This is a genomic window from Cupriavidus sp. 01L45 (assembly GCF_056399885.1).
Genome location: NZ_JBFTSG010000048.1, coordinates 15613 through 34353 on the forward strand (window position 1 = coordinate 15613; position 18741 = coordinate 34353).

At 63.6% G+C, this 18741-nt stretch carries 16 protein-coding genes; 3 read left to right on the forward strand and 13 right to left on the reverse strand.

The window, feature by feature from the left end:
* The first annotated feature begins 23 nt into the window (after positions 1 to 23).
* Entirely contained in the window at positions 24 to 896 is an 873-nt protein-coding gene (locus tag AC1DT6_RS28320; RefSeq protein ID WP_441629532.1) for a LysR family transcriptional regulator, read from the forward strand.
* Positions 897 to 1204: 308 nt separating this feature from the next.
* Here the strand turns inward: AC1DT6_RS28320 and AC1DT6_RS28325 are convergent, their stop codons facing one another.
* From AC1DT6_RS28325 to AC1DT6_RS28335, 3 genes are all read right to left on the reverse strand, one after another.
* Positions 1205 to 1807: a cysteine hydrolase family protein gene (locus AC1DT6_RS28325; RefSeq protein ID WP_441629533.1), complete on the reverse strand. Its 603-nt coding sequence runs from the start codon at positions 1805 to 1807 to the stop codon at positions 1205 to 1207.
* Positions 1808 to 2142: 335 nt separating this feature from the next.
* On the reverse strand, positions 2143 to 3291 hold the full coding sequence (locus tag AC1DT6_RS28330; protein ID WP_477115133.1) for an NADH-dependent flavin oxidoreductase: 1149 nt from the start codon (positions 3289 to 3291) through the stop codon (positions 2143 to 2145).
* Positions 3292 to 3363: 72 nt separating this feature from the next.
* On the reverse strand, positions 3364 to 4350 hold the full coding sequence (locus AC1DT6_RS28335) for an aldo/keto reductase (RefSeq protein WP_441629535.1): 987 nt from the start codon (positions 4348 to 4350) through the stop codon (positions 3364 to 3366).
* Between the two features lie 318 nt (positions 4351 to 4668).
* On the opposite strand from AC1DT6_RS28335, the gene AC1DT6_RS28340 reads away from it, so the two are divergent.
* Positions 4669 to 5577 (forward strand): LysR family transcriptional regulator, encoded by a 909-nt coding sequence (locus AC1DT6_RS28340; protein WP_477103715.1) that lies wholly within the window; start codon positions 4669 to 4671, stop codon positions 5575 to 5577.
* 453 nt (positions 5578 to 6030) lie between these two features.
* Entirely contained in the window at positions 6031 to 7005 is a 975-nt protein-coding gene (locus AC1DT6_RS28345) for a GNAT family N-acetyltransferase (RefSeq protein ID WP_441629537.1), read from the forward strand.
* 220 nt (positions 7006 to 7225) lie between these two features.
* Here the strand turns inward: AC1DT6_RS28345 and AC1DT6_RS28350 are convergent, their stop codons facing one another.
* The 10 genes from AC1DT6_RS28350 to AC1DT6_RS28395 all read right to left on the reverse strand — a co-directional run bounded on the left by AC1DT6_RS28350 (position 7226) and on the right by AC1DT6_RS28395 (position 18732).
* Positions 7226 to 8218 carry a Bug family tripartite tricarboxylate transporter substrate binding protein gene (locus tag AC1DT6_RS28350; RefSeq protein WP_441629538.1) on the reverse strand — a complete coding sequence of 331 codons (993 nt, stop codon included), beginning with the start codon at positions 8216 to 8218 and terminating at the stop codon, positions 7226 to 7228.
* Positions 8219 to 8279: 61 nt separating this feature from the next.
* The gene (locus AC1DT6_RS28355; RefSeq protein ID WP_441629539.1) at positions 8280 to 10430 is read right to left on the reverse strand and encodes an acetate--CoA ligase family protein; all 2151 of its coding nucleotides are present in this window, start codon (positions 10428 to 10430) and stop codon (positions 8280 to 8282) included.
* Between the two features lie 73 nt (positions 10431 to 10503).
* Positions 10504 to 11079: a DUF2889 domain-containing protein gene (locus AC1DT6_RS28360; RefSeq protein ID WP_441629540.1), complete on the reverse strand. Its 576-nt coding sequence runs from the start codon at positions 11077 to 11079 to the stop codon at positions 10504 to 10506.
* Between the two features lie 100 nt (positions 11080 to 11179).
* Entirely contained in the window at positions 11180 to 11635 is a 456-nt protein-coding gene (locus tag AC1DT6_RS28365; RefSeq protein WP_441629541.1) for a MaoC family dehydratase, read from the reverse strand.
* Between the two features lie 2 nt (positions 11636 to 11637).
* On the reverse strand, positions 11638 to 12786 hold the full coding sequence (locus tag AC1DT6_RS28370; RefSeq protein ID WP_441629542.1) for an acyl-CoA dehydrogenase family protein: 1149 nt from the start codon (positions 12784 to 12786) through the stop codon (positions 11638 to 11640).
* 13 nt (positions 12787 to 12799) lie between these two features.
* Entirely contained in the window at positions 12800 to 13999 is a 1200-nt protein-coding gene (locus AC1DT6_RS28375; protein ID WP_441629543.1) for an acyl-CoA dehydrogenase, read from the reverse strand.
* Positions 14000 to 14086: 87 nt separating this feature from the next.
* Entirely contained in the window at positions 14087 to 15265 is a 1179-nt protein-coding gene (locus AC1DT6_RS28380) for a thiolase family protein (protein ID WP_441629544.1), read from the reverse strand.
* Between the two features lie 31 nt (positions 15266 to 15296).
* Positions 15297 to 16445, reverse strand: coding sequence for a porin (locus AC1DT6_RS28385; RefSeq protein ID WP_441629545.1), 1149 nt, complete (start codon positions 16443 to 16445; stop codon positions 15297 to 15299).
* Positions 16446 to 16572: 127 nt separating this feature from the next.
* Entirely contained in the window at positions 16573 to 17484 is a 912-nt protein-coding gene (locus AC1DT6_RS28390) for an SDR family NAD(P)-dependent oxidoreductase (protein WP_477115134.1), read from the reverse strand.
* 45 nt (positions 17485 to 17529) lie between these two features.
* Positions 17530 to 18732 (reverse strand): acetyl-CoA acetyltransferase, encoded by a 1203-nt coding sequence (locus AC1DT6_RS28395; RefSeq protein ID WP_441629547.1) that lies wholly within the window; start codon positions 18730 to 18732, stop codon positions 17530 to 17532.
* Positions 18733 to 18741 lie beyond the last annotated feature (9 nt).

Below are 18741 nucleotides of genomic sequence, written 5' to 3' on the forward strand. Positions count from 1 at the left end.
TGATCCGATAATGGAGCAATTGCATGGAACTGCTTAACGACATGGCGTTGTTTGTTGAGGTCGTCAAAGCCAAGGGTTTTCGCAGCGCCGGGGAGGCCATGGGCGTGCCGAACTCGACACTGTCGCGCCGGATCAGCGGATTGGAGAAGGCGATCGGGCTGCGCCTGCTGCATCGGACGACCCGCAAGATCGAACTGACCGAGGCCGGCCAGATTTACTTCGAGCGTTGCAAGCGCATCGTCGATGAAGCCCGCCTGGCACACGAGCAGCTCGGCGAAATGCTGGCCCAGCCCAGCGGCGTGCTGCGCGCCTCGTTGCCGGTGGATTTTGCGGTGACCTACCTGGCGCCCCTGATCGCCGAATTTGCCGGCCTCTATCCTGGCATCACCTTCGATTTCGACCTGACGCCGAGACGGGTCGACCTGGTCAGCGAACCCTTCGACGTGGCAATCCGCATGGGGGAATCCGAAAGCTCGCAGTTGATCGCACGCACGCTGGCCTCGCTCACGCCATACCTCTATGCCTCGCCGGGCTACCTGGAGCGATCGGGCGAGCCAGCCAATCCCGCCGACCTGGCACGGCATGAGTGCCTGGGCATCCTGAAGGCGGGATCATGGACATTGCACGATGGCGAGCGCGCCACCACGGTGTCGGTGGGTAGCCGCTTCACGCTCAACAGCGTTGGCATGATCCGCCGGCTGGCGACGCTCGACATGGGCATCATCCTGATGCCCGAGGAAATCGTTGCCGATGACCTGGCCAGCGGGAAGCTGCGGCGCATCATGCGGGCATGGCACGGCATGCCAATGCCGGTCTATGCCATCACCGAGACCCGCCTGCTTCCCGCGAAGACTCAGCGCTTCATTGAGTTCCTGCGGGAGAGATTGGGGCGATAGCTCGGCAGGGTCCAATAGTCGCCGAGCATCGGGATGATTCGGCCCTCAAGCGCAATGGGGATCAGTCCCGAAGAAGGACCGCTTAAACCATGGTCAAACCGCAAGACTTCTCGCGTTCGATCCACCCAAGGCGTGGTTTCTCCGCCATTTCCCTCCATGCAATGGCGAATGTCCGTCGCTCGGTGCCATAACCGCCGTTCAACCGCGCGCGCAACGGCCGTGATGGGTCAACCGGCCATTGAGCGAGCCGCACGACGCGCGGTGGAGCGACCGCCTTGCTCCCCAAACTGTCGAAATGCCAGCAAATGCTAGGCAAGCAACCGCAAGGCATCAGCGAGCGAGAGCACCGTTGTGCGCGAATCGAACGCCGTTGAAAAAAGATGATCGTGCACGACCTGATCCGGGTCGTAGCAGCAATCCTTGACCGTGAATAAACGGAAGTCCGCATCGCTCGCGTACGCGACCGACGACAGCACCACACCGGTCGAAGCAATGCCCACCATGAGCAGGGTATTGATACCCTGCGCGGAAAGCCGTACCTGCAGGTCGGTACCAAAGAACACGCTGGCGCGATGCGCGACGATGAGTGGCTCGGTGGCCTGTTGGCCGAGTTCCGGCGAGATCTGGTCGTCGACGAAAAGACCAAGTTGCTTGATTCCCTGCCCATTCCTGTTCAACGGACTGACTTCCGGATAGCCTGGACGGAAGTGGATCTTGGCGAAATAGACGCTGACGCCCTTGGCCCGCGCAGCGTCACACAGCTTGCGCGTATTGGAGAGCAAAGTGGGTGCGACCGATGGAAATAACGCCAGGATGTCGGTCTGATAGTGCATGACCACCAGAGCGGCTTGCGCTGGAACAATTGCCGGAATCCGCATGGTCACACTATGTGCATCAGCGGCGCTTTCCATGCCCTGTCGATGGTCTGCTGAATCGACGGGTCCACGTTCAACGGGTGGCGGCATAAGGCTACGCGATCAAGAATGATGATCGACTCTACCACGACCAATCGGTTGACCGTTCAGGGTCGGGGACGGACAGCCAGCAGGGATCTCACAATGCCTGCGCCCGGCCAATAGGGGACCGTCAGCTCTCGGTCCAACTGGCCGCTTGAGCGTCCGTAACGACGCTTCAAGCGGACACAGGCTGGCAACGCTGATGCCGCTTCATCGACCTCAAAGGCAAGGACCGCACGGCGACCTGTAAGGCGGCGGCAGTGATGCCTGTGGCACGCGTTTCACCACCGTCAAGCTTTCTCGGCTCGTCCCGGCGAATTCTCGGATACGTTGAACCAACCTGGCGTTGCATCGATGACAGCCCATAGCTTTTGCGGGATGCCAACCCGCGAAACGTCGCTAGCGGAAACAGAAAGGCGGATGCTTTCATCGCGACCTTCACGCGCCTGCGCCATCCAGTCTGGGTTGATTACGAGGCCCTGACCTACGGCCGCAAGCGCGAGCCCCATCTTTATCCCGGCTTCGGCTTGCTCCGGTGTCCTGATGCCGCCCGCCGCAATTAAGGGGACCCGACCACTAATGTGATCCCGCAGAATGTTGACGATCGACTTGTCAGAATTGGCCATCGCGGGCCTTTGATCCAACGCACTGCCGAGCGAAGCATGGATATAAGTCGCTCCGGTATCGATCAGGCGCGTGACCAACTGGAGGGAATYACTGATGCCCAGTCCTCCGTCTACGCTTTCTTCTACTGATATCCGATAACCAAGCGCGAAGGGACGATCGGCATGATCTGCGATGGTTCGCTTCACAGCCTCTACAACTGCGAGTGGGAACCGCATACGGTTTTCGAGCGAACCGCCCCATCGATCAACGCGTCGATTCGAATGGGGGGAGAAGAAGTTCTGGATCAAAAAACCGTGTGCGCCATGAAGCTCAATGCCATCGAAGCCGGCAGCGATAGCGCGTCGCGTGGCGGCAGCGAACGCCTCAATAACGTCCAGGATTTCCTCTTCCTGAAGCTCCCGCGGCACGAGGGCTGAGGCAAACGGGCCTGCGTCACCTTCAACGTCGCTTGCTGCTACTACGTCGCTGACGAGCGTCGGCAACGTCTTCACGCCAGCGTGAAAAATCTGCAGGATCGCATGGGCACCGCCGCTTTTAGCGGCCTTCGCTAGTTTTTTCAGACTTGGAATGAAGCGATCCTCGTACGCGGCAAATTCTCCAGTGAAACCAACCCCATTCTCTTGCACATGCGTGCAGCCGGTGATGACCAAACCGACGTCCTTCACCCGAAGGCGGTAATAGGCGTCCTCCTCGTCGGAGACGGTGCCATCGTCGTTGCTAGCCCAGGTTGTCATTGGGGCCATCGCTACTCGATTGCGTACGGTCAGGCCAGGTGCCAGCACTATTGGCTCAAAAATCTTGCTGTATTTCACGTAACTTTACTTCGGGTTCTGGTGGCTCGGGGACACAATGGCGGAATGTTGACCACCACCGCGTTATGGAAATCAAACCGTATAGTCGATCTGACTCATGTGTTCTTTGCCCATACGGTCGCCGAAGACAGGGTATTTTGAAAGCTTGGTGTCGATTTCCTGAATGTCAGCGCCCGTAAGTTGGAGGCGCTGGGCACCGAGGTTTTCGAGCAGATGCGCCTCGGTACGCGTACCCGGAATAGGAACGATATTGGATCCTTTCGCAAGCAACCACGCCAGCGAAACCTGCGATGGTGTCGCCCCTTTGGTAGCTGCGTACTCCTTGAGCCATTGGATGATGGGCATATTCAACTTCAAGAATTCCTTCGAGAAGCGAGGGAACCCAGCGCGAAAGTCATTTTTTTCGTCGAACTTCGTGTTCGTATCGAAGGCGCCGGCCAGAAAGCCTTGGCCCAATGGTGACCACGGCACGAAGCCGATTCCGAGTTCTTCACACGTCGCCAGCACACCATTCAGTTCGACGTTGCGGGTCCACAGCGAGTATTCCGTCTGGACTGCGGCAACTGGTTGCACGGCATGCGCGCGACGGATGGTCTTCACACTCGCTTCGGAAAGCCCGAAACGCAGAATCTTTCCCTGGCTGATCAGGTCCTTGATCGCTCCGGCGACATCCTCGATCGGGACACTCGGATCGACGCGGTGCTGGTAATACAGATCGATGCGATCGGTTCGCAGGCGTTTCAGAGACTCCTCAACCACTTTGCGGATATGCTCCGGGCAGCTGTTCAGCGCAATCGTTCCGTCAATAGCAAAGCCAAATTTGGTGGCGATCTGCACCTTGTCACGGAACGGCGCAACCGCTTCGCCAACGAATTCCTCGCTCAGGTACGGTCCGTAGACCTCGGCGGTATCGAAGAATGTGACGCCATGCTCGAAAGCCGTTCGGATTGTCTTTAGAGCTTCGTTTTTCGGGACGGGGGCATTGTAGTTGCCAGCGAAAGTCATGCAGCCTGCGCCGATTTCCGAGACCTGCAGTCCTCCTAACGTGCGCTGTTTCATACCTTGTCCTTGTGTGGGTTGAGTGTCATGTTTGCGTTGGGAATATGCCCTGCCAATACCGAGGGTGAGTTCGGCGGCTGCGACCGCGCCCAGTGCAATCGCGTGCTTTACGAAGGTGCGCCGGCTGTCGCTTCGGAGACTGAGACGATGCGGTGGCTGCTGCGGTAGTCCAGCGTCTTCGTCACTAACAAGCATGGTCATGCCTCGTGGTTTTTGCGGATGTGCGTTCCGCCGGCTGCGTACTGTCAATCTATCACCGTGAAACTCATACGATTAGATGGCACAATCCTCTTGCTGTTATAGGAAGGGGTTATAAATATGAAGGTGAGCCTGGATGACCTTGCCGCGTTCCTCACGGTGGCTTCGAAAAAGAGCTTTACGCGAGCGGCGGCGCAACTGGGGATCTCGCAGCCTGCATTAAGCGCGAAGATGACGTCTCTCGAACAGAGATTGGGCGTCCAGCTTCTGACGCGCACGACTCGCAGCGTCTCCACGACCGAGGCAGGCGAACGGCTGCTCAGATCGATCACGCCTCACTTCGAAGGTATTGCCTCTGGCCTYGCCGATCTGAACGCGCTGCGGGACAAACCAGCCGGGAGCCTGCGGATAACATCTGTCGAGCACGCTTCGCAAGAAATCCTGGTGCCGACGTTGGCAAAGCTGCTGCCTGAATACCCCGATATCAGCGTGGAGGTCATCAACGATTACAGGCTGGTTGACATCGTGGCGGAGCGGTTTGATGCGGGTATTCGTCTTGGCGTGCAGGTAGCGCAAGACATGGTTGCCGTGCGCATTGGCCCAGACTTCGAACAGTGCGTGGTCGGCGCGCCAACGTATCTCCAACGGTATGGCACACCCACGACCCCGGACCACCTGATGGGGCATCGCTGCATTTCCCTGCGCCTGCCGAGTTCCGGCGGCGTCTGGTCGTGGCCGTTCGTAAAGAAAGGGAACGAGCTGAAAGTACGGCCGGGTAGCGAGTTGTCGTTCAACACGATCACGCTACAGCTGGACAGCGCCCTGGCCGGGCTCGGCCTCGCATACTTGCCGGAAGACGTCGTGAGCGACTATGTCGCGGCTGGGAAACTCGTGCGCGTATTGGCCGACTGGTCGATGCCGATGCCCGGTTACCACCTCTACTATCCGAGCCGTCGCCAGCCGAGTCCGGCATTTACTGTTCTCGTTGATGCTTTGAGATTTCGAGCAACAGCAGCCCCGGTGAGATAGACGGGAGGGCCTGTGCGTCGCGCAGGCGCTGAGGGTGCACCCCAATGGGAAAAGGTGTACACCGTCGAATGGTCAATACGGGTAAGGCAGTGGCGGCTTCGCTATATGAGTCGGCGCGTCTTCAGGACGCTTGGCTCACGAACAAATGAAACGGAGCGTCGGTGTTTTCCTACGGCGCAAGCGACCGTCCGTTATAGCTTGAAAGCCGACCTGGATGCGGCGTGTCGCCGATCGTCCCCTGTGGGTCGGGAAGGGACGACCGGGTAGCGGCCGGTCGAGGTCCCTTCCCGGCCAAGTATGGATGTTCCGCCGACACGCGTCGGCGGCCGCGGCAGAATCGAAAACGGCCCATCAAGGGTGCTTGCCGGAATTCGACGTCTCCGCAAGACTGACTTGCATAGGTTGCGTTTCGCAACTATATTGCTTGCGAAGCGCAACTTGTGAGAGCCCGTCATGGATCTTGTCGACATGCCAGCCAAGCCCCGGGAAACTACGATACTGGAGCTCCGGGACTTTTCCCGAAGACTGGTTCGTGAACTCGGTTTCATGCGAACGACGCTGGCCGAGAGTGATCTTGCTCCGTCGGCTGTCCACGCGATCATCGAGATCGGGGCGACGCCGGGCATCAATGCGAAGGATCTGGGCAATATCTTGCGCCTGGACAAGTCGAACACCAGCCGGCAGGTCGCGAGGCTGGAGGCGAGCGGACTTGTGGAGCGCCAGACTGCAAATGAAGATGCGCGTTCGTCCGAGCTGTATCTGACGGACGCAGGGCAGAAGCTCCGGAGAAAGATCGACCGATTCGCGACGGATCAGGTCTCCAACGCGCTTCGACGTATGGTTCCTGCCGACCAGCAAGCCTTGGTCCGCTCTCTCGCGCTGTACGCCGACGCACTTGCAAGGGACAACTCGGCCAAAGCCACTTCCGAAGATGCCTCGCCCACACGGATTCTGGAAGGCTACCAGCCTGGCTGCATTGGCGACGTCGCGAGCTTGCACGCCCGCTTCTACTCGGAGCACTGGGGCTTCGGCGCTTTTTTCGAGAAGAAGGTGGCAACGGAGCTTGCCGAGTTCGCCGGTGCGCTGCCGGCTAGCGGCAAGGCGCTATGGCTCTACGCAGAAAATGGCCGATTTCTCGCCTCGTTGGCAATCGACGGGGATGACAACGCGGGCGTAGCCCATTTGCGATGGTTCATTGTGGACGATTCGTTGCGTGGCTCCGGTATCGGACGGCAACTGATGTCTCGCGCGATGAGATTTGTTGACGAGCGCTTTAGCGAGACATACCTCTGGACGTTCAAAGGTCTGGATGCGGCGCGCCATCTATATGAGTCATTTGGCTTTCGGTTGACCGGCGAATCGGAGGGGGCGCAATGGGGAACGGAGGTCATCGAGCAACGGTTCAGTCGTCGCTCGGCCAGACCCTGACACTAATTCGAAAATGGACGACAGCGAGAGGCCAGCAAGCCATGCGCTTGCGGCAGGGACCAGGCCGCTCATGCCGAGCGGCCTGGTAGTCAGTCTTGCGCAGTGGCCCCGGGAAACCCCTTCCAAAACCGGTCAAAAAATAAACCGTGTATTGATAAACGTGTCGCTGGCGTCGCGGCGTTCGGCAAGTAAGGGCTTTCGCCGCTGCGGGGGGGCCGGCCTATTCGGGCTGGATGCCGGCGATGGCGATCAGGCGTTTCCAGATCTGCTGGTCTTCCATGATCGCCTTGCTGACCTCCGGCCCGGCGGCCGGATACGGCGCGCTGCCGCGGCTGGCGTAGTGCGCGACGGCTTCCGGCGAGTTCACGAACTCCAGCGTCAGGCGGGTGAGCCGGTCCACGATCGCGGGGGGCGTGCCGGCCGGCGCGAACAGGCCCGTCCAGTTGATCATGGTGAGTTCCGGCAGGCCGGATTCCGCGATGGTCGGCACGTCGCCAAGGACCGATACGCGGTTTGGACCGACAACCGCCAGCGCCCGCATCTTGCCGGAGCGGATATGCGGCGCCACGGCGGATGCATCGACGCCGGCGTAGTCGACCACGCCGGCCATGACATCGGTCAGCAGATTGCCTTGCGTCTTGTAGGGGACGTTGACGGTCCGGATCTTTGCTGCTTCCCCGAACGCAGCCATGATCGTCTGGTAGCCGGAACTGCTGGTGCCGTAGTTCAGGCTTCCCGGCCTGGCTTTGGCGGCCGCGGTCAGATCGGCGATGGTGCGCAAGGGCGAAGAACCCGGCACCACGATGGCGGCCGGCAACGCGGACATGCGCGCCACGGGGACGAAGTCCTTGCGCGGGTTGTAGGGCAACTGCTTGTACAGGAACGGATTGGCTGCCATCGCGCCGGAGCCCGCATAGAGCAAGGTGTAGCCGTCCGGCGCGGCTTTCGCCACGTAGTCGGTGCCGATGATCATGCCCGCGCCGGGCCGGTTCTCGATCACGACACTCTGGCCGAGCTTCTGTCCAAGGAACTTCGCCAGCAGGCGGGAGTAGTCGTCCAGGCCGGTGCCGGGGCTGGTGACCGAAACGATCTTGATCACCCGTTCGGGATAATCCCGGGTCTGAGCGCTCGCCGGCAAGCCAAGGCCGTACAGGGTGCCGATGACAGCCAGGCCGATGAGGCGGCGCCTGGCCGGTAAGGGAATCATTGTCATGCTTGTCTCCTGCATTCTTGTTTGTTTTGATGGCAGCATCGAGCCGGCCGTAGCCGGCGTGTCAGGCCGCGCTGGCCTGGGGCTTTGCAATCAGCGCGTCCACCGCGACGACGCCGTCCGCGCTGCAGATGAGCGGATTGACATCGAACTCCGCGATCACCGTGCGTTGGTCGGCGGCAAACTCCGAGAGCCGGACGATGGCGTTGGCGAGCCCATCGATATCGACCGGCGGGGCGCCGCGGAAGCCCTGCAACAACGGATAGCCGCGCAGCTGTTCGAGCAGGCGGTGTGCCTGCTGCGTGGAGCACGGCGCCATGGTGGTGACCGTGTCCTGCATCAGTTCCACCAGGACGCCGCCCATGCCGACCACAAGGAGCGGGCCGAGTTGCGGATCCACCTGCGCGCCGACCAGGATCTCCACGCCGGCCGGGACCTGCCTTTGCACCAGCACGCCTTTGATGGCGGCCTCGCCCGCCACCTTACGCGCGTTCGCCATGATCTCGCGGTATGCCGTCACCACGGCGTCGGCATCGCGCACACCGATGCGGATCACGCCTGCCTCGGACTTGTGCGGGATGTCCGCGCTTTCGACCTTGAGGACCACGGGATAGCCGCAGGCCGACGCCGCCTCGATCGCTGATGCCTCGCTTGTCGCCAGGTGTTCGCCAACCACCGGTACCCCATACAAGGCCAGCACGTCCTTCGATTGCCGCTCGGTCAGTACCCTGGCCGGCGTGGCCTCGATCATCCCGCGCGCATCGCGAATCACGGATTCGTGTGTCAGGCGGGGCGGCCGTTCCTCGTTGCGCTGCGCCAGCCATTGCTCGCGGGCGTGCCAGGCTGCCAGCGCGGCGAAGCAGTCCGACGCCGAGCGGAACAAAGCGAGCCTGGGAAGGTTCTCGGCCATCGCGGCATTTGGCCCTTCCAGCCATTCCGACAGCCACAGCCCGCAGGCCATCTTGTCGTGCCTCGCCGCCAGGTCGTTGAACAGTTGCAGCCGCCTGACATTGGGCTCGCCCGTGACCGGCAAGGGCAACACCACCGCGCCATAGGCCGGGTCGCTGAACATGGCTTCGCCGCATTCGACAAAGGAGGTGAAGTTGTTGGCTGCCTCCGCGGTGACGTCGCACGGGTTGCGGGCCGCGCCGAAATCCGGGATGCAGCGCTCCAGCACGGCACGTGTTTGTTCGGCGGGTTGGGGCAGGGCCACGTGATGGTGTTCGGCTTCGTCCGCCGCGATGATGCCTGCCCCGCCGGAGATGGACACGATCGCGGTGCCGGCGGCGCTGGGCCGTGGCGCCTTGGCGAAGAACGCGGTCGTGGGAATCAGTTGTTCGAGCGTTTCGACCTGCACCACGCCCGCGTGGCGGAACGCCGCGGCATAGGCGCTGTTGGAGCCTGCCATCGAGCCTGTGTGCGACAGTGCCGCCTCGGCCCCCAGTTTGCCGCGGGCCGTCTTGTAGACCACCAGCGTCTTGCCGGCGTCGGCGCAGGCTTGCGCCGCCTGGACGATGCGGTTTGCGTCGGACAGTCCCTCGAAGATGCAGGCAATCGCGGCGCAGTGCGGATCGCCGGCGAGAAAGGAGATCTGGTCCGCCACGTCGATGTCCCCCGCATTACCGCAGGAAAACACATGGCTGAAAGCCGTACCGTGGTGGACGGCCTCCTGCATGGCGAAGGCGAGCGCGCCGGACTGGCTCACCACGCCGATCGCATGCGCCGGCAGCGGTGTCGTGCGCGGCGCCAGGTCGGCAAAGGAGACGATGGCGTTGTCGACGTAGCTGGCGTAGCCAATGCAGTTCGGTCCGAGCAGCCGTACGCCGCTCTCGCGCGCCAGCCGGATCAGCCTGAGCTGCTCTTCGACGTGTTCGGACTTGCCCGTCTCGGCGTACCCGGAGGCGAACACCACCACGCCGCCGACGCCAAGCGCGCCGCACTGGCGCACGATCGGCTCGACCGTGTCGCGTGCCGTTGCGATCAGGACGCAGTCCGGGGTCTCGGGCAGGTCGGCCAGCGAGGGATAGCAGACTTGCTCCCCGATACGGTCGTACTTCGGATTGACGAACATCCTTTGCCCGCCGAAGCCGCGCAGGTTACCCATGGCGCGGCCGGCGAAGGCGCGTTCGTTGGGCGTCGCGCCGACGATCGCGATGCTGCGGGGATGAAATATGCGCCGCAGATCGGCATGGGTGTACAGCGTGCGTGAAGCCATCGATTTTTCCATGTTCAGAAGGACTCCGGAAGGCCATCGCGCCCGGCAAGGCGGCCGGCGCGGCAGCAGTTCGTTATTGCGCGCCAGCGCGCCGGTGTTCCGGCCACAGCACCTTGACCGCTTCGCCGTCGATGCGGTGGGTGTGGCAGCTGTCGACCAGCGACGGCCGTGGCATCGGGCTCTGCCCGTCGGCAGGCCGGCGGCCGCCGCGCTCGGTGCGCTGCATCGCAAAGAGGCTCTGCATGGCGGTAGTGGCGAGTACGCTGACCAGCTCCGTCAGGTGCGTGCAACCTTGCACGCCGCCCAGACGCGCCTTGACCTCGCGTTTGAAGCCCGGGCCGATCCGCATGCCGCGCAGTGCCGCGTAGGCCGTCTCGATCTCGGGACAAAACTTGGTCGGACCGCTCTCGATGCGCGCCGTCGCAGCCTGGATGACCAGATCGCGGTCCACCGTCAGCACGATGCGCATGTCATGGATAGGCGTGCCCGGCGGCACCGTCTTGAAAATAAGGTCGGTGCCATCCGGACTGATGTCCTGCAACTGTCCTTCGATATCGAACAGTCCATCGCTGCGCGCAAAGCCGGAGGTGGCGATGTGGCGGTAGTGCAGCGGTTTTCTCCAGGCCGGAGTCGATGTGGATTGACTCATGAGTGCTTCGCCCCATATTGGTTGGAATCCGTTGGCGTCCTCCCTTGCCATCCGCGGCCAGGGAGGACGCACGCTGACAGGCACTGGCGTGCCAGGCGGTTCAGGGCAGGCGGCGCATGATCGATTCCGCGACGCAAACCGGCTTGTCCAGGCCCTGGCACTCGACCGTCATCTCGACCTTCATCTGCGCGCCGCCACCGGCAAGCGGATCCCAGGCCAGCAGCTTGAAATGCGCGCGAACGAGGCTGCCGACCCGCACGGGGGCGGGAAAGCGGACCTTGTCGAGCCCATAGTTCACCCCGGTGCGGGCGTCCAGGATCTTGTAGGCGGTCGCGGTAAGGACCGGCAGCAGGCTCAGCGTCAGGAATCCGTGGGCGATGGGGCCGCCAAACGGGCCGCCCTTGGCGCGTTCCGGGTCCACGTGGATCCACTGGTGATCGCCGGTCGCATCGGCAAACAGATTGATGCGCTCCTGCTCCACGGCAAACCAGTCGCTGATGCCGATGCACTCGCCGATGCGGCCTGCGAGATCCGTGATCTTTTCATAGGTCTTCATGTTTATTGTTCCTCCGGCGTCAGCGACGCCTGCAATGCCGCCGCACAGGCAGCTTCGTGCCGGTCGGCGCTGCCGAACAGGAAGTCGGCGACGACGGCACGTTTGTAGTAATGGCCCACGGCGTATTCCTCGGTCATGCCGATGCCGCCGTGCAACTGGATGGCCTGGCCGCACACGGCCTTGGCGGCACGCCCGATCAATGCCTTCGCCTGGGACAAGGCGCACTGGCGCGCGGCATCGTCGTCGTTGGCGAGGGACGCGAGCAGGGCGTACAGCATCGAGCGGGAGACTTCCATCTCCGTCGCCATGTCCGCGATACGGTGCTGCAATGACTGGAAGGTGCCGATGGGCACGCCGAACTGCTTGCGGATCTTCAGGTAATCCGCGGTGAGCTCGATGGCCTTTTCCATGACGCCGACCAGCTCGGCGCACAACGCAGCGGTGGCGTGTTCCAGGCCATGCCGGAGCGCGGCCGCACCGTTGCCAGGCTCGCCGAGCACGGCGGCCGGGCCCACCTGGACGCCGTCGAAGACCAGTTCCGCCGCGTGGCTGCCATCGTGCAGCCGCATTCCGCGCACGACGAGGCCCGGGCTGTCCGCGTCCACGAGGAACAGGGTCGTCCCGGCATGTCCCGCCAGCGATGCCGACACGATAAAGGTGTCCGCCACGGTGCCGCCCAGCACCAGCGTCTTGGTACCATGCAGCGCATAGCCGTCGGCGCACAGCTCGGCGCGCAGCGCAACCGGCTCTGGAAAACCGCCCGATTGCGCTTCGCTGTACGCCAGGGCGAACCGGCGCGTGCCCTCCGCCACTAGCGGCATCAGCCGGGCCAGTTGCGCGGGGCGGGCGGCCGCCACCAGCGTCTGGGCAGCGAGCACGGCGCAGCCGATATAGGGCTCCACCACCAGCCCCCGGCCCACCTCGTGGCAGATCAGCGTGGTATCGATGACCGTTCCGCCAAGGCCATCGTGGTCTTCCGGCAAGGCAGCCGCCAGCCAGCCATTGCCGGCAAAGGTGCGCCAGTGGGCCTCGCTGCAGCCGGTGCCGCCCTTGAGCAGCTCGGTGCGCTGTTCGAAGCTGTAACTCCTTTCGACGAAGCGGCGCACGCTGTCCTGCAGGAGTTGCTGCTCGGAATGCAAATTGAAGTTCATGATCGCTCGGTTCTTAGAGTTGGAACAGCGTCTTGGCGATAATGCCGCGCTGGACCTCGCTGGTGCCGCCGTAGATGGTCGAGGCCCGGCGGAAGAACATCTCATTGGCCAGTCCGCGCCCGGGCCACTGCGCCGGCATGCGCGCGCCGTCCGCTTCTTCCTGCGCGCTTGGGAAGGCCACCGCGCCATAGTCGCCGAGCGACTCCACCACGAAGGTGCTCATCCTCTGCTGCAGCTCGGTGCCGCGCACCTTGAGCATCGAGCCCATCGCGTGGGCGCCCGGGCTGTGATCCTGCTCCAGGGTGGCGACGCGCTGGACCATCATCGCAATGGCGCTCACTTCCGCCTCGAAGCGCGCCAGCTGCAAGGCGAACTCGTGCCGGCTCCCCAGCGTGCGCGTGCCGGCGCGCTGGCTGCCCGCGAGCTGCCTGAGCTGCGTCAGGTAGCGCCGCAGGGTCGGCAGATCCGCCGCCGACGCGTGTTCGTTGTTGAGCAGGAACTTGGTGATCTTCCAGCCTTCGCCTTCCTCTCCGATGCGATTCGCGACGGGCACGCGCACGTTGTCGAAGAAGGTTTCATTGAGGTGGTGGCGGTCGTCGATGCTGCGGATCGGCCGCACCGTGATGCCGGGTGTCTTCATGTCGGCCAGCAGGAAGGTGATGCCAGCCTGCTTTTTCACCTCGGTATTGGTCCGCACCAGCACGAAGATCCAGTCGGCCCGGTGGGCATAGCTGGTCCAGATCTTCTGGCCGTTGATCACATAGTCATCGCCATCGCGCTCCGCGCGGGTGCGCAGCGACGCCAGGTCCGAGCCCGAGCCGGGCTCGGAGAATCCCTGGCACCAGGTGCGATCCGCATTGAAGATCGGCGGCAGGTGCTCGGCCTTCTGCGTCGGTGTGGCGAATTCGTTCAACACCGGCCCGATCAGTTTCTGCGCGGCGCCATCCTGCGACGGTGCGCCGGCGGCCATGCACTCCTCGTCGAAGGCCAGCCGCTGCAGCACCGACCATCCGGTGCCGCCGTGCTCCTTGGCCCAGTAGGGCGCGCCCCAGCCCTTCTGGTTCAAAATGCGCTGCCAGCGCACCAGGTCCGCGTTGGGCGAGCGTGTGCCGCTGCGTACGGGCGCCACCAGGTCGGCCGGCAAGTGATCGCGCAGGAAATCGCGCACCTCCTGCCGGAACGACGCGAGGCCCGGATCGGGTTGAAAATCCATTTCGGTTCCTTCTCATCTGAAATCCATCGCGAAGGCGCATGAACCAGCGCCTTCGCCCGCCGCGCGGCGCGCGGCTCTTCACACCACTCAGACGTGCAGGATGGTGGCGACCGCAGCCGCCCCATCCAGGCCTATCTGGCCGCCGCCGTTCTCGGCCAGGGCGAGCCTGGCATTGTCACGTTGGCGCGGACCGGCTTCGCCACGCAGTTGCTGCGTCAGTTCGACCAGTTGCGCGACGCCGGTGGCGCCGATCGGATGGCCCTTGCTCAGCAGGCCGCCGCTCGGGTTGACGGAGATCTTGCCGTTCAACCCGGTTGCGCCGCTGCGCAGCATGCCAAGGCCATCGCCGGGACGGCACAGCCCCAGGCTTTCGTAGTACATCAGCTCTGAGGGCGCGGAGGCGTCGTGCACTTCCGCCACATGGATGTCGAGCGGATCGACGCCGGCCTGCTCATACACTCCGTACGTCGCGCGCACCGCGCAATGCGCGAGGCTGGCGTCGGGCGTGCCCGAAACCAGTACCGAGCCGCCCACCCAGACCGGGCGCGCGGTGGTCATGCGCTTGAGGTAATCGGGCGAGCACAGCACGACGGCGCAGGCGCCGTCGCCGATCGACGAGCACATCTGCAGGGTCAGCGGGTCGCTGATCATGCGGCTTGCCAGGACCTCTTCGACCGTCGTTTCGGTCCTGAACTGGGCGTAGGGATTGAGCGAGGCGGCCTTGCGGCTCTTGACGACGATCTGCGCGATATCCGCAGCGGTGGCGCCGGTCTCGGCCATATACTTGCGCGTCTTCTCGGCGTAGATGTCCATGAAGATCGAGCCGCTGCCCGATCCGACATGGGCCGGCTTTTCTTCCTCGAGGTCGACCGCCTTGGCCAGCGCGCCGAAGGAAACGCGCTTGTCCTCGTGCGTCATCCGTTCCGCGCCCACCACCAGGGCCACCTGGGCCTGGCCGCTGCGCACCGCGTTCCACGCGAGATGGAAGGCCGTGCTGCCGGTTGCGCAGGCGTTCTCCACATTGAATACCGGCTTTCCCATCAGGCCGGTGAAGCGCAGCGCGGCCTGGCCGCGGATCATTTCCTGGCCGGTGATAAGGCCGGCCACGGCGTTGCCGAAATACACCTGGTCGACGTCCTGCGCCTGCAGGCCGGCGTCGTCAAGCGCGGCCTTGACCGCGCTTGTCGCCAGCATCCGTACCGTCTGGTCGGGGAACTTGCCGAAGCGGGTCATGCCGACGCCGACGATTGCACAAGTCTTTTTCAATTGGATTCTCCACTAAGTGAAACGAAGGTCGTCAGAAGATGTGCCGCATCCCGAGGGTGACGGCGAACTGGCTGTTCTTGCCGGCGCCGAGGTAGTAGCCGGTGCCCAGGCCGCCCACCGAGGTGTCGAAATTCAGGCCGGCGTTCTTCGAGTAGGCGGTGGCGAGATACAGGCTGGTGCGCTTGGTGAAGAAGTACTTCGTCGTGAACATCACCTGCCACGGGTTCTTGATGTCGCCGAGCATGGCCCCGTTCACCGGATTGGTGACCTGCCGCACGTCGTCGTAGTAATAGGCTAGCGTGGATTCAAGTTGCGGCGTGAAGGCGTAGGTGCCGCCGACCCAGTAGTAGTTGTCGCGCAGGGTCTCGACGCCTGCCGGATTCTGGCTGCGGCCCCAGCGGTAGCCCGCCACCAGGCGCACCGGGCCTGACGCATATTTGCCCGCCACCGCGGCGCGTTTCGCCTTGCCCGGGGGGCCGCCGGCCGTCGTGGCGGCGTCGACCTCATCGTAGGCGACGCCGACGCCGAACGCGCCGGCCGCGTAGCTTGCCGCCGCGCCATAGGCAGCACCCGAACGGAAATTCCCCGGCACTTCGCCTGCCGTTGCGGGCACGGTGGTATCGACGCCAAACGACCAGTGCGCGGCGACTTCAAGCGGACCGAAGTTGGCGCCGTACTTGACGACGTTGTCCTCCCGGTAGTACCGGCCCAGGTACGCCACCACCGGCTCGTACTGAGGCTGGTAGAAGCCGGCCTGGTAGTTGGCCAGTACGTCGAAGATGGAGGTGTACTGGCGGCCGAAGGTCAATTTGCCATACGGGCTGTCGAAGCCGACGTAGGCCTGCCGTCCGAACAGCCGGCCGCTGTTGGCCATCTTGCCGTCATCCGAACTGAAGCCGCTTTCCAGCACAAATACGCCCTTGAGCCCGTTGCCGAGATCCTCCACGCCGCGCAAGCCCCAGCGCGACCCGCCGATGCCGCCGGTCAGCATGGCGACGCGATGCGCCGCCGGGCCCGCCGGTATGGTCGCACCGGTGCTCGACTGGTTGTTGACGTACTCGATGTTGGTATCGATCAGGCCGTAGAGGGTCACGGACTGCGCGCTTGCCGTTCCGGCAAGCGCCGCGCCGGCTGCCAGCAGGGCAACCCGGGCGCACTGCATGTGTTTGGTCAGCTTCATGAATGTCTCCATTTCTATTTTTGTATTCGCCGCGCCTGACGCTGGTTTGGGTCGGGCTCTGGATCACTGCATGCCGATGCCGGCCGCGACACGGTGCACCCGCATCGCGGCCGGCGCTCAAAGGGGGTCAGACCGGATCCCACGGAAAAACGTCACGCGACAGTTCCAGCGGATAGAAGGAACCCTGCAGCATGGGAATGGCGCGCTCGATGCACGACTGCACGGTCCAGCCTTCGCTGGCATGCGCGGTGCGGATCGGGCGCGGTTGCGAGAACAGGTAGATTTCGTTGTTGCGCACGCCAAAGACCTGCCCGGTGATCTGCTTGCCCTGGTTGCTCAGCAGCGCCAGCGTGAATGGCGCGATCTTGCCGGCTTCCAGCGTCATGTTGATCTTCATGCGTTCCGCGGCCTCCGGCGTGTTGGTCGGGATGCTGCCGACCATGCGCGTGAAGGCGAACGGCGCGATGCAGTTCGAGCGGACATTGAACTTCTGCATATCCACGGCGATGGACTTGGACAGGCCGACGATGCCCAGCTTGGYGGCGGCGTAGTTGGCCTGGCCGAAGTTGCCGATCAGGCCCGATGTCGAGGTCATGTGCACGAAGGCGCCGCCTTCCTGCGCCTTGAAGTGCGGCGCCACCGCGCGCGACACGTTCCAGCTGCCCTTGAGGTGCACGCGTACCACCGCGTCGAATTCTTCCTCGCTCATCTTGTGGAAGATGACGTCGCGCAGGTTGCCGGCATTGTTGACCACGGCATCGACGCGCCCGTACAGGTCGAGTGCCTGCTGGGCGATCTTCTGCGCCGAACTCCATTCCGCCACGCTGTCGGTGTTGGCGCTGGCCTCGCCGCCCGCTGCCTTGATCAGGTCGACGGTCTCCTGGGCCGGGCCGGCGCTGCCGCCGGAGCCGTCCATGTTGACGCCGAGATCGTTGACGATCACGCGGGCCCCCTGGCGCGCCGCCTCCAGAGCGATGCCGCGACCGACGCCCGCACCGGCGCCGGTGACGATGATGACTTTCCCTTGAAGCAAACTCATGGTTGAAACTCCTCCAAAAACGAACAAGAAATGGACTGGCCGGCTTTAATGGTTCAGGCCCAGGATGCTCACCGCCGCAATGCCCTGGTAAGGCACGCCGCCCAGGTTGTGCGTCAGGCCCGTGGTGGGATTGGCGAGCTGGCGCTCGCCGGCCCGGTCTTGCAGCTGGTTGTAGATTTCGTAGGCCATGCGCAGGCCGGAGGCCGCGATCGGATGGCCGAAGCATTTCAGGCCGCCATCGACCTGGCACGGCACGCCGTTGCCATCGCGGTCGTAGAAGCCGTCGAGCACGTCGTGCACCGCGCGGCCCGGTTCGGAGATGAACAGGTCTTCCATCGTGACCAGCTCGGTGATCGAGAAGCAGTCGTGCACTTCAATCAGCGACAACTGCTTGCGCGGATCGGTGATGCCGGCTTCCGCGTAGGCGCGCTGGGTGGCCATGCGGGTATTGCGTACGTGGCTGCCATCCCAGGCGTTGGTGGTGGACTCGATGCCCGAGCTGATGCTGAGCTGGATCGCCTTGATGGTGACCATGTCCTTGCGGCCGAGCGCGCGGGCGATCTCCGGCGTGGTGACGATGGCTGCCGCCGCGCCGTCGCTGACGCCGCAGCAGTCGAACAGGCCGAGCGGGTCGGCGATCATCGGCGCGGCCAGGATCTGCTCCATCGACACCGGCTTGCGCAGGTGCGCCTTCGGGCTGAGCGCGCCGTTCTGGTGGCTCTTCCAGGAAACCCGTGCCAGCGCGCGCTTCAGGTCTTCCTTTGAAATGCCATGCTTTGTGCGATAGCCGTCGGCCAGCTGCGCGAAGCCCGCGGGCGCCGATCCCAGCGGCAGCCACAGGTCGTTCATGGTGCCCTTGTACGAGAACGGCAGGCCGCCATAGCCGGTGTCCTTCAGCTTCTCCGCGCCGATCGCCAGGGCGATATCGACGGCGCCGGAGGCAACAGCGTAGGCCGCGCCCCGCAGGGCCTCGGTGCCCGTGGCACACATGTTCTCGGTGCGGGTGAACGGAATGCCGTCGAGCCGCAGCGCCAGCGAAGCGGGAATGGCGGAGTTGCCGATGTTCACCGCGTCCAGGCAGGAGCCGAACCAAGCTGCCTCGATTTCCTTGCGCCCGATGCCGGCATCGAGCAGCGCTTCGTCGAAGGCCTCGGCCAGCAGCTCGTGGGTACCCACGTCCCAGCGCTCGCCGAAGCGCGAGCAGCCCATGCCGATGATGGCGACCTTGTCCTTGATACCGTTTGCCATGATGTTGAT